The sequence below is a fragment of the Burkholderia sp. AU30280 genome (assembly GCF_020420125.1).
Lineage (GTDB): Bacteria > Pseudomonadota > Gammaproteobacteria > Burkholderiales > Burkholderiaceae > Burkholderia.
This window is the reverse complement of record NZ_JAIZRY010000010.1, coordinates 81,736-95,799: the sequence shown is the minus strand read 5'-3', so window position 1 is coordinate 95,799 and position 14,064 is coordinate 81,736. Positions and strand designations below refer to the sequence as shown.

Below are 14,064 nucleotides of genomic sequence, written 5' to 3'. Positions count from 1 at the left end.
CGTTTTTCTCGCGCGCAAACGTCAAGAAATATCAAATTACGCTGCGAAAATCGGGAAAAGTGAAAGAATCTGTTGCACGCCATTGCGCGAACGCGCGACCCGGCGCACTCTTCGCGTGCGGCATGCTATGGGGCCAAATCGGCCGCTTACCGCCTATATTGTAGAGGCTGACGCGTCGCCCTGTCCCAACAGCCACGCTGACGGACAGGGCATGCGGCCACCTCGGCGGCTGCCGCGGGCGCAGGCCTGCCCTCCTTTTTCGGGCGGCCCGCGCAGGGAGCCGTAACTGTTGTTGTCGTTGTCGACTCGTTCAACCAAGAGAGGAATCCAAGATGAACATGAAAATCGCGACCCGCTTGTCCGTCTTCGCATTGGCCGGCGCACTGCTGGCAGGCTGCGCCACGCAGCAAGGCAACAACACGGCTGTCGGTACCGGCACGGGTGCGGCGCTGGGCGCAGGCATCGGCGCGCTGGCGGGCGGCGGCAAGGGCGCGGCGATCGGCGCAGGCGTCGGCGCGCTGGTCGGTGGCGTGACAGGTTACAACTGGCAAGCGATCAAGAACAAGCTCGCGCCGTCGGCAGCGCAAACGGGTACGCAAGTGACCGAGCAGCCGGACGGCTCGCTGAAGCTGAACGTGCCGAGCTCGGTGACGTTCGCGACGAACCAGTACGCGATCACGCCGGCCTTCACGCCGCTACTGAACGACCTGGCGACGACGCTGAACCAGAACCCGCAAGTGACGGCATCGATCGTCGGCTATACGGACAGCACGGGCTCGGCCCAGCTGAACCAGACGCTGTCGCAGAACCGCGCGCAAAGCGTCGTGAACGCACTGGCGCAGCGCGGCGTGAACGGCGGCCGCCTGTCGGCGCAAGGCATGGGCGCATCGAACCCGATCGCGGACAACGCGACCGAAGCTGGCCGTGCACAGAACCGCCGCGTCGAAATCTACCTGCGCGCAGCGCAGGCGCATTAAACGCACGACGAGGGGAACGCGCGGGCTCGCCGCCCGCGCAGCCCCGCCGGACAAGGCTTCCGGCGGAGCCGGTAACCAATCGAAAAAATTTTCGAACTTCTGTCGCGGGCCGTGGTCAGTATTTATGGTACGCGGCTGGTGTTGCCGGCGCGTCACCATTCTCCTCTTGTCGTTGTTGCTCCGGGGCCGTATCCGCCCCGGTTTTTTTTGCCCGCAGAAATCGTGCTGCAACGCAGCACAATACCGTCGGGCCTACCGCTTGCGTAGGCCGTCCGTTTCGGCGCCCGGTCGAGGGCGCCTGCCCGCGTCGCTGGCGCGCGCCCCTGCTAGAATCGCAGTTTCCCGTCGTTTTACCGCTGTCCCTCTACAGACCCTATGTCCGCATCCGACCTCACTCCCGTGCAGGCTGCGGCGCCGCAAGGCCGCCGCCAGATCCTCGTTACGTCCGCACTGCCCTATGCCAACGGGCAGATCCACATCGGCCACCTGGTCGAGTACATCCAGACCGACATCTGGGTGCGGACGCTACGAATGCATGGCCATGAGGTCTACTACATCGGCGCCGACGACACGCACGGCACGCCGATCATGCTGCGCGCGGAGAAGGAAGGCCTGAGCCCGAAGCAGCTGATCGATCGCGTGTGGAACGAGCACAAGCGCGATTTCGACAGCTTCGGCGTGTCGTTCGACAACTTCTACTCGACCGATTCGGACGAGAACCGCGTGCTGAGCGAGAAGATCTACGTCGCGCTGCGGGAAGCCGGCTTCATCGCCGAGCGCGAGATCGAGCAGGCATACGATCCCGTCAAGGAAATGTTCCTGCCGGATCGCTTCATCAAGGGCGAGTGCCCGAAGTGCCACGCGAAGGACCAGTACGGCGACAGCTGCGAAGTGTGCGGCTCGACCTACCTGCCCACCGAACTGCTGAACCCGTATTCGGTCGTGTCGGGCGCGACGCCGGTGCGCAAGACGTCGAAGCACTACTTCTTCCGCCTGTCCGATCCGCGCTGCGAAACGTTCCTCCGCGAATGGGTGAGCGGCCTCGCGCAGCCCGAAGCGACCAACAAGATGCGCGAATGGCTCGGCGATGCCGGCGAGGCCAAGCTCGCCGACTGGGACATCTCGCGTGACGCGCCGTACTTCGGCTTCGAGATCCCGGGCGCGCCCGGCAAGTATTTCTACGTGTGGCTCGACGCGCCGGTCGGCTACTACGCGAGCTTCAAGAACCTGTGCGACCGCAACGGCATCGACTTCGATGCGTGGGTCCGCCCGGGCTCGACCACCGAGCAGTATCACTTCATCGGCAAGGACATCCTGTACTTCCACACGCTGTTCTGGCCCGCGATGCTCGAGTTCTCGGGCCACCGCACGCCGACCAACGTGTTCGCGCACGGGTTCCTGACGGTTGACGGCGCGAAGATGTCGAAGTCGCGCGGCACGTTCATCACCGCGCAGAGCTACATCGACACCGGCATGAACCCCGAATGGCTGCGCTACTACTTCGCCGCGAAGCTGAACGCGACGATGGAAGACATCGACCTGAACCTCGACGACTTCCAGGCGCGCGTGAACAGCGACCTCGTCGGCAAGTACGTGAACATCGCGAGCCGCGCGGCAGGCTTCCTGATCAAGCGCTTCGACGGCCGCGTGCAGGACAGCGCGATGAACCACCCGCTCGTCGCGAAGCTGCGCGAGGCAATCCCGCAGATCGCCGCGCACTACGAAGCGCGCGAGTACGGCCGCGCGCTGCGCCACACGATGGAGCTCGCGGACGAAGTGAACGCGTACGTCGACGGCGCAAAGCCGTGGGATCTCGCAAAGGATCCGGCCAACGCGGTCGCGCTGCACGAAACCTGCAGCGTGAGCCTCGAATCGTTCCGCCTGCTGTCGCTCGCGCTGAAGCCGGTGATGCCGCGCGTCGCCGTTGCCGTCGAGTCGTTCTTCGGGATCGCGCCGCTCGCATGGGCCGATGCCGCGAAGCCGCTGTCGTCGGAACAGCCGATCAAGGCGTACCAGCACCTGATGACGCGCGTCGACCCGAAGCAGATCGAAGCGCTGCTCGCCGCGAACCGCGATTCGCTGCAGGCCGAAGCCACCGGCGCGGCTGTCGCGAGCGCGAACGCCGCGAAGGATGCGAAGAACAACGCGAAGGCGAAGGCGGACGCGAAGCAGGCGGTCGTGAACGGCGCGGACGATGCCCCCATCTCGATCGACGATTTCGCGAAGATCGACCTGCGCATCGCGAAGATCGTCGCGTGCCAGGCCGTCGAAGGCTCGGACAAGCTGCTGCAGCTCACGCTCGACGTCGGTGAGGAAAAGACCCGCAACGTATTCTCGGGCATCAAGTCCGCGTACCAGCCCGAGCAGCTCGTCGGCAAGCTGACCGTGATGGTCGCGAACCTCGCGCCGCGCAAGATGAAGTTCGGCCTGTCCGAAGGGATGGTGCTTGCCGCGTCGGCAACCGACGAGAAGGCCGAGCCGGGTCTCTACATCCTCGAGCCGCACAGCGGCGCGAAGCCCGGCATGCGCGTGAAGTAAGCCGAACGCGCGGCTGCTCGCGCGAAAAAAGCCCCGCACGTCGTGCGGGGCTTTTTTCATGGCTGCTCGGCACGCCGCTCGCGGGCGCCGTCACTACTGAACCACCGGTCGAAGCGCCGCGTGTAGTTCAGGTCGACGCCCTGGAACGTGCCGCCGTACGCGGACACCGACCAGAAGCGCGTCAGGTTGATCGTCGCCTTGAATGCGTTGCTCGCCGATTGCAGGCCCTGCTCGAAGCCGAGCACGAACCGCTCGTTGATCGCCTTCGACACCAGCACGACCTGCGGGTCGGTCAGGCCGACTTCGCTGCGACCGACCGAGACCTCGTCGAGACCGAAGGTCTGCGCAACGCGCTTGCCGGTCACGCTGCCGAGCAGCCCGAGCGCCGCCGTCATCGCACCCTGCTGGCCGACGTTGTTGCCCTGGTCGGTGCCGTGCCCGAACAACAGCCACGACAGCTTTTCGTTGTCCGTGACGTTCGGCTCCGACACGAGCTTGACCGTCAGCGACTGGATCGTGCCCGTTACCTGCACGCCGGCCTCGACCTCCTGGTTGCGCCGCATCGCGAGGATGTTGACGCCCGGGTTCGACACCGGGCCGTTGAACGTGAAGAAGCCGTTCTCGATCGCGAGCTTGCGACCGAACGACGTATACGTCGACCCTTCGGTCACGCGCACGTTGCCGACCGCGCGCAGCGGTGCGCCCGGCGCGCTCATCACGGTGATCGTGCCGCGCAGCCCGAGATCCGCGCCGTGGCCCTTGAAGCGGAAGTCGTTGCCGAGGCCGATGTCGATGTTCGCGCGCGGCGCGAGCGACGGTGCCGGCTTGTCCCCGGCCGGCTTCGGCTTCGCGACCGCGGTGCCGGTCGGCGTCTCGCCGCGCACCGTGCCGTCCGGCCCCACGATCACCACATCGTCCGACAGGTGCGGCGCCGATTCCTCGGGCAGGTCGAACAAGGCGCGGTCGACGACGAACTTGCCGTCGATCGACAGCGCGCCGCGCGGCCCGTCGTTCGCGACCGTTGCCTTGCCCGACAGCGACAGCTTGCGATCCGGCGCCGCGAACAGTTCGAGCTTGTCCGCGACGATGCTCGCCGTCAGGTCAGGCGCCTCGCCATCGAGGCGCACGCGGCCGAGCGCGCGCAGCGTACCGTCGCCGCCGTGAAATTCAACCTGCTGGAATTCGACGAGGTTCTCCGACAGCTTGATGCGTACGATACCGTCCTTCAACTGCACGCCCTGGTCGATGAGCGTCGCTGACAGGTCGTCGCCCGTCAGCATCCCCGACAGGTTAGGCTTCACCGGCGTGCCCGCGACCGTCAGCTTCAGCGCCGCGCGCCCGCCGAGCAGATAGCTCGGCCCGAACAGGTTGCCGGTCGTCTTCAGCGCCGGGATATCGGCGTCGATGCGGCCCGACAGCGGGCCGTCATCGACCACGCCGAATATGCCATCGCGCAGCGCGAACGGCACGGTGACGTTCGCGTCGAGCGTGCCGATCCGGTTCGCCTTCGCGAGCGCCGTCATGTTGAGCCGGTTGCCGGGCGTGAAGCTCGCCCGCGCGGACAGGTCGGTCAGCCCCAGCGATGCGATGCCGCGCCCGCTCTCGATCGTCACGTCGCCGCCGCGACGCTTCACCTGCACATAGCCCGTCGAGTTCGCGCCGAGCGAGAAATCCCAGTCGGCGTCGAGCACGACATCGGTCCGCACCGGCGGCCGCTGGCCCGTCAGCTCCTGGCGGACCTCGAGGAAACGCGCGACCGACGCGCCGCTCACCGAGCCCGCCGAGCGCATCTGGCCGTGATCGAACACGAACGATTTCAGGTCGATCGCCGCGCCCTCGAGCGTGAGCCGCGTCGCGCCGAGCGTCACGCGGCCGGCGCCGGCCGATACGGTCAGCGGCGACTGAAGCGCGATGGCCGGCGTGCCGCGGTTCGCAAGACGCGTGACGGTGCCGTCCCAGCGCATCCCGTCGCGGTTCTCGACCACGCCGCCGTTCGCCGCGAGCGTCACGTCGATCACGCGGCCGCCGGCCACCCCGAGCGCCGACGCGTCGAGCGTGTGCTTCGCGCGCGTGCCGTCGAGATTCGCGCGCAGCGATTTCAGCTTCAGCGAGCCGAGCGCGATGTCGGACGCGTCGGCCGTCAACACGAGCGCGCCGTGCGCGCCGTCGCGGATGTCCGCGCGGCCCTGCGCCGCGCCGATCCGGTTCGAGCCGACGACCACGTGCTCGGCCTTGTAGGAGGCCGTCACGTTCGGGTGCGCGAAGCTGCCGGTCAGGTCGCCCTGCGCCTGCACGAGCCCTTCCACGCCGAAGCCGAGCCGGTCGAGTTGCGGCGCGTCGACGACGAAGCGAAGCCGGTCGCCCGGCGCGCCGAAGCTGCCGCGCAAATCGACATGATTGCCCGCGATCGACAGGTTCGCGTTGCTCGGCAGAATGCGCGAGCCGGCGAGCTGCACGACGCCGGCGCCGGTCAGCGGCACGCCGTCGTACAGGCTGTCGCCGAGCTTGAAGGTCGCCTTCGTCGACACCTGCGGCGCGAACGCGCCCGACGCCGTCAGCGTGCCCGACACGCGCGTCTCGCCGCGCTGGGCCGGCGCCTTCGCGACCTTGGCGGGCGCCTTGCCGCCACCCGCCTTCGGCGCACGCATCGCGGCGAGCAGCAGCGGATCGAATGCCGTCAGCGTCGCCTTCGCGTCGTAGCTCGAATGCGCATCGTGGCGGAACACGCCCGTCAGGTCGATCCGGCCCTTGCCCGCCGTCACGCGCGCGTCGGTCAGCACGGTCTGCTGCGGCGTCAGCGCAACCTTCGCGCGGGCGCCGAGCGCGAGCTTCGGGTCGTTCAGGTTGAAGTCGACCGTCGTCACGTCACCCGCGAGCGTCACGCCGAGCGGGCCGGCGAGGCGCATCGGCCGCAGCTCGGCGACGAAGGCATTCAGGTCGAGGTTCGCGACCTTCAGGTCGAAGCGGCCCTTGCCGCCCGTCAGCGTGCCGTTGCCCGTCACGCTGCCGTCGCGGATCAGCTTCAGCGCGAGCGCGTCGATCCGCTGCGCGTGCGCGTCGAGATGCACGTTCGCGTGCGCGTCGATCACCGGCAGCAGGTGATCGCCGAGCGTGCCGGGTTTCGCGTTGACGATCGACACCGGGCCCGTCACCGCGAAACCCTTCGCGGGCTCGGCCCCGGCCGGCGCGGTCACGGGTGCGAGTTCCGCGCGCACCGCGAGATCGGCGGCCGGTGCGCCGGGCGCGAGCGCTTGCGGATTCACGTGATCGAACGCGAGCGACGCGCGCGTGAGCGGCACCGCGCCGAGCGGTGCGGCCTCGACGTGCGCGCGCCCGTTCAGCTTCATCCCGCTTGCGTCGACGTCGGCGACGAGCGCCTCGAGCGAGCCCGACACGCGAGCGCGCGCGTCAACCGGCTCGTCGGACAGCTTGCCCGCATACGTGGCTTCACCCGTCAGCGCGAACGGCTTCACGCCATCGAGCGTCGCGCGTGCGGTCAGCGCGCCGTACGGCGTATCGACGCCGTCGAGCACGAGTTCATGGTGACGGCCGTCGCTGCGGCCGTTCAGCGCGATATGGTCGAGCTGCGTCGTCGAGCCGCCGTCGTGGATCGCAAGGTGATCGACGCGCAGGTCGTCGATGCGCAGCTGCAGCGGCAGGCTCAGGTCCTGCGGCGTCGCGCTTGGCGTCGACGGCCCCGGCGGGATTCGCACGTCGATCGTGCCGGCGCGAAGATAGGCGATGGACAGCCGCCACGGCACCCGGGTCAGCGCCCAGCGACCGTCGAGCCGGTCGATGCGGATTTCGGTGCCGGTGCCGTCGGGGCTCGTCCACGCGAACCCGCGCAACCGCACGCCGGTCGCAATCGAGCCGCCGTCGAGCGTGCCCGCGAGCCGCGCGCCAAGCACGCGCCCGGCTACCTGCCACGCGAGCCGCGTGCCGTGCTCGGTCGTCACCGCGGCCAGCACGAGCCCGAGCGCCAGCACGACGAGCAGCGCGACCGTCACAAGCGTCCACGCGACGACCCGCCCGATGCGCGCGAAGGGCCCGCGGCGCGGCGCACGCGGCGGCGCGTCGGGCGCGCCGTCGGGCGCGTCCGGATCGTGAGGCGGCGGCGTGTCGTTCGGGTCCTTCGTCATGCGGTTCGTCGTCGGTGAAGCGGTATGGTCAGAAAGCGATGCCGAGCGTCAGGTACGGGCGCACGCTATGGTTGCGCAACCCGTACGCGACGTCGACGTTGATCGGGCCGACGGGGCTGCGCCAGCGCGCGCCGATGCCGACACCCGGATAAAACACCTTCTCGCCCCACGCATCGGTGGCGGTGCCGATGTCGAAGAACGTCGCGGCGCCCCAGTCGCGGTTGAACCAGTGCTGGTATTCGGCGGTGCCCGTCATCAGGTACTTGGTCGGCAGCACGGAGCCGTCGACGCTGTTGCCGATGCTCTGGTAGCCGTAGCCGCGCACCGAGTTCGAGCCGCCCGCGCGGAACAGCAGCGACGCCGGCACGCCGGTCGAGCTGCCGCTCGTAAACACGCCGCCGAGTTCCGCACGGAACACGAACAGGTCGCGCTTGCCGATCGGCAGGTACTGCTGGCCGCGCGCGTAGCCGCGGATGAAGGACTGGTCGGTCAGCACGCCCTTGACCGCGAAGCCGGCCTCGGCGTGGATCAGGTTGCCCGAGCGCGGGAACAGCGGATCGTCGACGTTGCGGCGCGTCCACGCCCATTGCGGCACGAGCGCGCGGCTCGTGGTCGGCCCCGCGCCGTTCTGGTCGAGCCGGTCCTGGTAGTACATCAGCGAATACGAATAGTCGATGAACTGGCCGGTGCGCGTGCGCTGCGCGCCGATCCGCGCGCTGTAGATGCGCGTGTCCGACACGTTGGTGTTCGTGTACGACGCGAGCACGCTGTTGGTCCAGCCCTTCTCGCCCGGCGGCATCGACAGCTGGACCTGCCCGTATTGCTGGATCTGGTCGAGCCGGCCCGACACGGTCAGCGGCCATGCGGCGCCGAACGTGTCGAGATACGTATAGGAGCCCTGCACGTGCGGCCCGGTATCGGTGGCAAAGCCGACGCCGCCGCGGATGTTGTTGTACGGGAACTCGCTGACCTTCACGTGCACGGGCGTGCGCTCGGGCTTCGACGTATCGTCGCCGACGTCGATCGCGACGCTCGCGTAATACGGCGTGTTCTGCAACTGCCGCTGCAGTTCGGTGATGCGCTGCACGTCGTAGATCTCGCCTTCCGACAGCGGATTGACGTTCGTGACGATCTTTTCCGGATAGCGCCGCACGCCGTCGACGTCGACCTTGCCGATCGTGAACGTCGGGCCACTGTCGAACGTGACCGCGAGCGTCGCGCGCTGCGTGCGCGGGTCGATGCGCGCCTCCGACGACGCGATCTTCCCGCCGAGATAGCGGCGCGACTGCAGTTGCTTGAGCGCGGCCCCCTTCGCGCCGTCCCAGTCGGACTGCGTGAACGGATCGCCCGGCTTCAGCGAGAACGCGAAACGGGTCGCCGCTTCCTGCTTCGGATCCTCGGTGTCGATGGGCCCCTTGAACGTCAGGTCGACACTCGACACGATCGTCTGCTTCCCCGGATCGACCGCGATGCGCACGTCGCGCTTGCCGTCGCGCGTGCGCACGTCGGTGCGCACGACCGGGGAGAAATAGCCGGCCGTCGCGGTCAGGTCGCGCACCTGCTGCGGCGTGGCGGTGACGAGGAAGTCGAACTGGTCGTCGCTGATGTCGTCGCGCTTCGCGAAGCGCGCGATATCGAGATGCGACTTGAGCAGCTTGCGAATCGAGCGCGGCGCGTCGATGTCGACGTCGTACTTCGCGTGGGCCGGCAGCGCGAAGCACGCGGCAAGGCAACCCGCGAGGGCCACCCGCGCGGCGCCGGCGCGATTGCGTTCCACGCGCGGGCCCGCGTCATGTGCCGCATGTGCTTGCTGGTTCGACTGCCCCGCCAAATATCACCCCGCCCTCGGTTGTCACGGTTTTGTGGAAAACCCTGTATTTGACCACAGGGTGCTGGCACCAAAGCTTAATGTTTGTAAACCGCTTCGCAAGCGCGCGCGTGGCCGCGGCATCATGCGTGACGGTGCGCTTCCCGGTGCCGGCTGGATGCCAGACCGCGGATTCGACGCGCGATTGACGCCGGCCGTTCCCGCGATGCGGTAAAATCCCGCCATCGTGAATCCGGCGCATCGTGCGCCGCCCGAAACGGAAAATCCAGCCATGCCGTACCAGTCCGATGTCACGCAGTTCCTGAACCAGCTCAAGCAGCAGAAGCCGACGCTCGAGGAAGAGCAGCGCAAGGGCCGTTCCCTGCTGTGGGACAAGCAGCCGATCGACCTCGAAGAGCGCGCCGAGCAACAGGAATCGCGCGTGAAGCAGACGTCGTACGTCTACTACCAGAACTTCTGACGACGTGAGCGCCGCAGACGAGGCCAGCGCCGCCCGGCAGGACGACGCGATCGCCGCGCCCGCGGGCGCCGATTCGACGCCCGACACGGTCGACGGTGTCGCGGCGTTCGCTCGCCTGTACGGCGAGCCGCTCTTCAAGCTGCCGCAGGATCTCTACATCCCGCCCGATGCGCTCGAGATTTTCCTCGAGACCTTCGAAGGCCCGCTCGACCTGCTGCTCTACCTGATCCGCAAGCAGAACTTCAACGTGCTCGACATCCCGATGGCGCAGGTCACCGCGCAATATCTGGGCTACGTCGACCAGATCCGCACGTCGAACCTCGAACTCGCGGCCGAGTACCTGCTGATGGCCGCGATGCTGATCGAGATCAAGTCGCGGATGCTGCTGCCGGTCAAGAAGGCCGACACCGGCGAGGAAGCCGAGGATCCGCGCGCCGAACTCGTGCGCCGCCTGCTCGAATACGAGCAGATGAAGCTCGCCGCGCAGCGGCTCGACCAGTTGCCGCAGCTCGGCCGCGACTTCCTGCGCGCCGAGGTCTACATCGAGCAGAGCGTCACGCCGCGCTTCCCCGACGTGAATTCGGACGACCTGCGCGCCGCATGGGCCGACGTGCTCAAGCGCGCGAAGCTCGTCCAGCACCACAAGATCTCCCGCGAGGAGCTGTCGGTGCGCGAACACATGAGCCTGATCCTGCGCCGGCTGCAGAACGCGCGCTTCATGGAGTTCGCCGAGCTGTTCGACACGTCGCGCGGCGTGCCGGTCGTCGTCGTGAATTTCATCGCGATGCTCGAGCTCGCGCGCGAGTCGCTCCTCGAGATCACGCAGGCCGAGCCGTTCGCGCCGATCTACGTGCGTCTCGCGTACCTGCCCGCGTAACCCCCGCACCCGGCCTTTCCGTTCTCCCGAGTCATCCCGGCACCCTCGCCGCCTCAGCGCAGCCCAGCACGGCCGCGTGAGCCGTTACCGGCACGCCCGATTAAAAAGTGAACGATCGTTCTTTTTCCGATGCGTTTGGCGGCCAAATCCTCTACAATCCGCCGACGCCCGATGCGCCGCCCGCGCGCCGGCGTTCTCCGCTTCGACCCCGACGCCGCTGCTGCGGCGCCAACGCGCGCCAGCGCGAGGAACCCGCTACCCGATCATGAAAGTCATCAGCTCGATCCATGAACTGCGCGACCAGCTGCGCGGACAGAACCGCACGGCGTTCGTGCCGACGATGGGCAACCTGCACGAAGGGCACCTGTCGCTGATGCGCCTCGCGCGCCAGCACGGCGACCCGGTCGTGGCGAGCATCTTCGTCAACCGGCTGCAATTCGGCCCGAACGAGGATTTCGACAAGTATCCGCGCACGCTCCAGGACGATATCGAGAAGCTGCAGAAGGAAAACGTCTACGTGCTGTTCGCGCCGACCGAGCGCGACATGTACCCGGAACCGCAGGAATACCGCGTGCTGCCGCCGGACGATCTCGGCGGGATCCTCGAAGGGGAATTCCGGCCCGGCTTCTTCACCGGCGTGTGCACGGTCGTGACGAAGCTGATGGCCTGCGTGCAGCCGCGCGTCGCCGTGTTCGGCAAGAAGGACTACCAGCAGCTGATGATCGTGCGCCGCATGTGCCAGCAGCTCGCGCTGCCGGTCGACGTCATCGCCGCCGAAACCGTGCGCGACGAGGACGGCCTCGCGCTGTCGTCGCGCAATCGCTACCTGTCGGCCGACGAGCGCAACGAAGCGCCCGAACTCGCGAAGACGCTGCAGCGCATCCGCGAGAGCGTGCTCGGCGGCGAACGCGACCTCGGCAAGCTCGAGGAAATGGCCCGCACGCATCTGGCCGGCCGCGGCTGGGCGCCCGACTACATCTCGATCCGCCGCCGCGCGAACCTGATCGCGCCGAGCGCGGCCGAACTCGAAGCCGGCGAACCGCTCGTCGTCGTCGCCGCCGCGAAGCTCGGCGCAACGCGCCTCATCGACAACCTGGAAATCTGACGGGCCGCCCCGCCCGCGCCTCTCACGACGCATCACGGAGACACCATGCAGCGCCACATGCTCAAATCGAAGATCCATCGCGCGGCCGTCACGCACTGCGAGCTGCACTACGAAGGCTCGTGCGCGATCGACGAAGACCTGCTCGACGCATCGGGCATCATCGAAAACGAACGGATCGACATCTGGAACATCAACAACGGCGAGCGCTTCTCGACGTACGCGATCAAGGGTGAGCGCGGCAGCGGGATGATCTCGCTGAACGGTTCGGCCGCGCGTCGCGCGCAACTCGGCGACCTCGTGATCATCGCAGCGTTCGCGATGGTCGACGAAGCCGAGCTGCAGGCCGGCTGGAAGCCGAAGCTCGTGTTCATCGACGACGGCAACAAGATCAAGGGCCACCGCGATCACGTGCCGACGCAGAACTGGACCTGACCTGAACGGCCACCCGCGCGGCCTGGCGCGCGGGAGTCGCCGCGCCGCTTGTGGTCGAAGGGCCGGATTCCGTACGCCACGGAATCCGGCCCTTTCCCATTTCATCGTGCGCCGGTCCGGCGGCCGCGCGATCAGGACGCCTTGGCGGCCTTCTCCGTCTTCTCTGCCTTGGGCGCCCGGCGTTCGGCCCATTCGACGATCGGCCGCCACTGTTCGAGATCCTTCTCGACCCGGCTCTTCGCGACGTCCCACAGCGTGAGGCCGTGCGCGGCGATCTGCACGTAGTTCTGCGTGTCGCGCACGTAGCCGAGCACCGGCAGGCCGAGCCCCTCGACGAACCGGTGAAGCTGGTCGGACGAGCGGGTGCGTGCGTCGACCCGCATCCCGACGATCCCGACCTCGACGCTGCCCTTGCGCACGGCCTTCTCGCCGGCGAGGCGTTCCAGAAACTGCTGCGTGGCCAGGATATCGAACATCGACGGCTGCAGCGGCACGATCACCTTGTCCGCCAGTTGCAGCGCGACGTTGAGCCGGTTGCCGTGCAGGCCGGCCGGCGTGTCGATCACGGCATATTCGAGGCCGCGCGGCGGCTTCGTCGGCGTCTCCGGATCAAGCTCCCATGCCTCGATCGCCGGCAATCCGGCCGGCCGCAGGTCGAGCCACGCATGCGCGGACTGCTGCCGGTCCAGGTCGGCGAGCGCGACCCATGCGCCCTGCGCCGCGAAATAGCCGGCAAGATTGGTGGACAGCGTGCTCTTTCCCACGCCGCCCTTCGGATTCGCCACCACGATCACCGTCATGAATTCCCCCCGAAAGAACCGCGCGGCGCCGGCCGCATGGCAGGCGCCGCTCGATTGCGGATACAGGGAGCGATGATATCGGCAAACGGGGGGTCACCGGAACGGGTTGCGCCGCGCCGTGTCGACTTACCTTCTCCTTACACACGCCGAACCGCGGCCTCCCGCGCGCCGAGCGCGAACGCGCCGCCGCCCAGCAGCGCTTGCACGGCGAGCGTGACGGCCCAGAACGCCGGATATTCCCAGCCGCCGTTCGGCGATGCGAAGCTCCAGCCGTTCGGCAGATGCGCGGCGGTCGCGCCGAGCATGAACGGCAGCAGCACGAGCGCGGCGACGCGCACGCGCAAGCCCGCGAGCAGCGCAAGGCCGCCAGCCAGTTCGACGAAGGTCGTCAGGTACGCGAGCCAGCCCGGCAGGCCGATCGACGCAAAGAACTGGGCGGTGCCGGGCAGCGTGAAGACGAACACCTTCTGCGCGACGTGCGCGAGGTACAGCACGCCGAGCGTGACGCGCAGCAGGGTCGCGCCGAAATCGTTGAGGCGATTGGGGTTCATGGCGGATTCCTTCGTGAGTGGATGAGAATGGATCGCACTCTATTCGAATCGATTCGACCGATAAACACGCCAATTTGCTTTAACTGATTCCCAGATGGAACGAATTCGGTCATAAAAAAGGGCATGACCGATCATGCCCCGGTGCGAACCTCAGTAACCGCTTTTGCCTTGTGACGAATCGGCGCCGGACGGGCTGCCGCCCGCGCCGTACGAATCGCACGCGTGCGCATAAGCCGACGCGCCCAGCAGCGCCGCCAGCAGCACGCTCCACCACCACCGAACCTTCATCGCCGCACTCCTCCGGACGAACCACCGCCCACCTGTGTTGTACGCGATCCGGCGGAAAATGCGAGGCCT

11 protein-coding genes are annotated in these 14,064 nt (G+C 67.7%); 6 read left to right on the top strand and 5 right to left on the bottom strand.

Annotated features, from left to right (window positions below; translation table 11 throughout):
* Window positions 1-332: 332 nt before the first annotated feature.
* Together LGN17_RS22975 and metG are read left to right on the top strand one after the other, a co-directional pair.
* The gene (locus LGN17_RS22975) at window positions 333-977 is read left to right on the top strand and encodes an OmpA family protein (RefSeq protein ID WP_175951015.1); all 645 of its coding nucleotides are present in this window, start codon (window positions 333-335) and stop codon (window positions 975-977) included.
* Between the two features lie 375 nt (window positions 978-1,352).
* Complete coding sequence (gene metG, locus LGN17_RS22970) at window positions 1,353-3,515, top strand: methionine--tRNA ligase (protein WP_226198753.1); 2,163 nt, start codon at window positions 1,353-1,355, stop codon at window positions 3,513-3,515.
* A 56-nt stretch (window positions 3,516-3,571) separates the two neighbouring features.
* Here the strand turns inward: metG and LGN17_RS22965 are convergent, their stop codons facing one another.
* A complete protein-coding gene (locus LGN17_RS22965) occupies window positions 3,572-7,654 on the bottom strand; it encodes a translocation/assembly module TamB domain-containing protein (RefSeq protein ID WP_226198752.1) in 4,083 nt (1,360 codons plus the stop codon).
* A gap of 28 nt (window positions 7,655-7,682) precedes the next feature.
* On the bottom strand, window positions 7,683-9,485 hold the full coding sequence (locus LGN17_RS22960) for an autotransporter assembly complex protein TamA (RefSeq protein ID WP_226198751.1): 1,803 nt from the start codon (window positions 9,483-9,485) through the stop codon (window positions 7,683-7,685).
* Between the two features lie 268 nt (window positions 9,486-9,753).
* Here LGN17_RS22960 and LGN17_RS22955 point away from each other — a divergent pair, with 268 nt between their 5' ends.
* The 4 genes from LGN17_RS22955 to panD all read left to right on the top strand — a co-directional run bounded on the left by LGN17_RS22955 (window position 9,754) and on the right by panD (window position 12,356).
* Window positions 9,754-9,942, top strand: a complete 189-nt coding sequence (locus tag LGN17_RS22955; RefSeq protein ID WP_006478107.1) for a DUF3460 family protein — start codon at window positions 9,754-9,756, stop codon at window positions 9,940-9,942.
* 4 nt (window positions 9,943-9,946) lie between these two features.
* The gene (locus LGN17_RS22950; protein WP_011352890.1) at window positions 9,947-10,819 is read left to right on the top strand and encodes a segregation and condensation protein A; all 873 of its coding nucleotides are present in this window, start codon (window positions 9,947-9,949) and stop codon (window positions 10,817-10,819) included.
* A gap of 265 nt (window positions 10,820-11,084) precedes the next feature.
* Entirely contained in the window at window positions 11,085-11,924 is an 840-nt protein-coding gene (panC, locus tag LGN17_RS22945; RefSeq protein ID WP_175951010.1) for a pantoate--beta-alanine ligase, read from the top strand.
* A gap of 45 nt (window positions 11,925-11,969) precedes the next feature.
* Window positions 11,970-12,356 carry an aspartate 1-decarboxylase gene (gene panD / locus LGN17_RS22940; protein ID WP_069248606.1) on the top strand — a complete coding sequence of 129 codons (387 nt, stop codon included), beginning with the start codon at window positions 11,970-11,972 and terminating at the stop codon, window positions 12,354-12,356.
* Between the two features lie 131 nt (window positions 12,357-12,487).
* Here the strand turns inward: panD and LGN17_RS22935 are convergent, their stop codons facing one another.
* From LGN17_RS22935 to LGN17_RS22925, 3 genes are all read right to left on the bottom strand, one after another.
* Window positions 12,488-13,156, bottom strand: coding sequence for a ParA family protein (locus tag LGN17_RS22935; RefSeq protein ID WP_226198750.1), 669 nt, complete (start codon window positions 13,154-13,156; stop codon window positions 12,488-12,490).
* 137 nt (window positions 13,157-13,293) lie between these two features.
* A complete protein-coding gene (locus LGN17_RS22930) occupies window positions 13,294-13,707 on the bottom strand; it encodes a DoxX family protein (RefSeq protein WP_226198749.1) in 414 nt (137 codons plus the stop codon).
* A 150-nt stretch (window positions 13,708-13,857) separates the two neighbouring features.
* Window positions 13,858-13,995, bottom strand: coding sequence for a hypothetical protein (locus LGN17_RS22925; protein ID WP_166961138.1), 138 nt, complete (start codon window positions 13,993-13,995; stop codon window positions 13,858-13,860).
* Window positions 13,996-14,064 lie beyond the last annotated feature (69 nt).

Bases quoted from the DNA above. Each gene is read 5' to 3' on its own strand.
- LGN17_RS22975 (WP_175951015.1), top strand. From the start codon at position 333: ATGAACATGAAAATCGCGACCCGCTTGTCCGTCTTCGCATTGGCCGGC.
- metG (WP_226198753.1), top strand. From the start codon at position 1,353: ATGTCCGCATCCGACCTCACTCCCGTGCAGGCTGCGGCGCCGCAAGGC.
- LGN17_RS22965 (WP_226198752.1), bottom strand. From the start codon at position 7,654: ATGACGAAGGACCCGAACGACACGCCGCCGCCTCACGATCCGGACGCG.
- LGN17_RS22955 (WP_006478107.1), top strand. From the start codon at position 9,754: ATGCCGTACCAGTCCGATGTCACGCAGTTCCTGAACCAGCTCAAGCAG.
- panC (WP_175951010.1), top strand. From the start codon at position 11,085: ATGAAAGTCATCAGCTCGATCCATGAACTGCGCGACCAGCTGCGCGGA.
- panD (WP_069248606.1), top strand. From the start codon at position 11,970: ATGCAGCGCCACATGCTCAAATCGAAGATCCATCGCGCGGCCGTCACG.
- LGN17_RS22935 (WP_226198750.1), bottom strand. From the start codon at position 13,156: ATGACGGTGATCGTGGTGGCGAATCCGAAGGGCGGCGTGGGAAAGAGC.
- LGN17_RS22930 (WP_226198749.1), bottom strand. From the start codon at position 13,707: ATGAACCCCAATCGCCTCAACGATTTCGGCGCGACCCTGCTGCGCGTC.
- LGN17_RS22925 (WP_166961138.1), bottom strand. From the start codon at position 13,995: ATGAAGGTTCGGTGGTGGTGGAGCGTGCTGCTGGCGGCGCTGCTGGGC.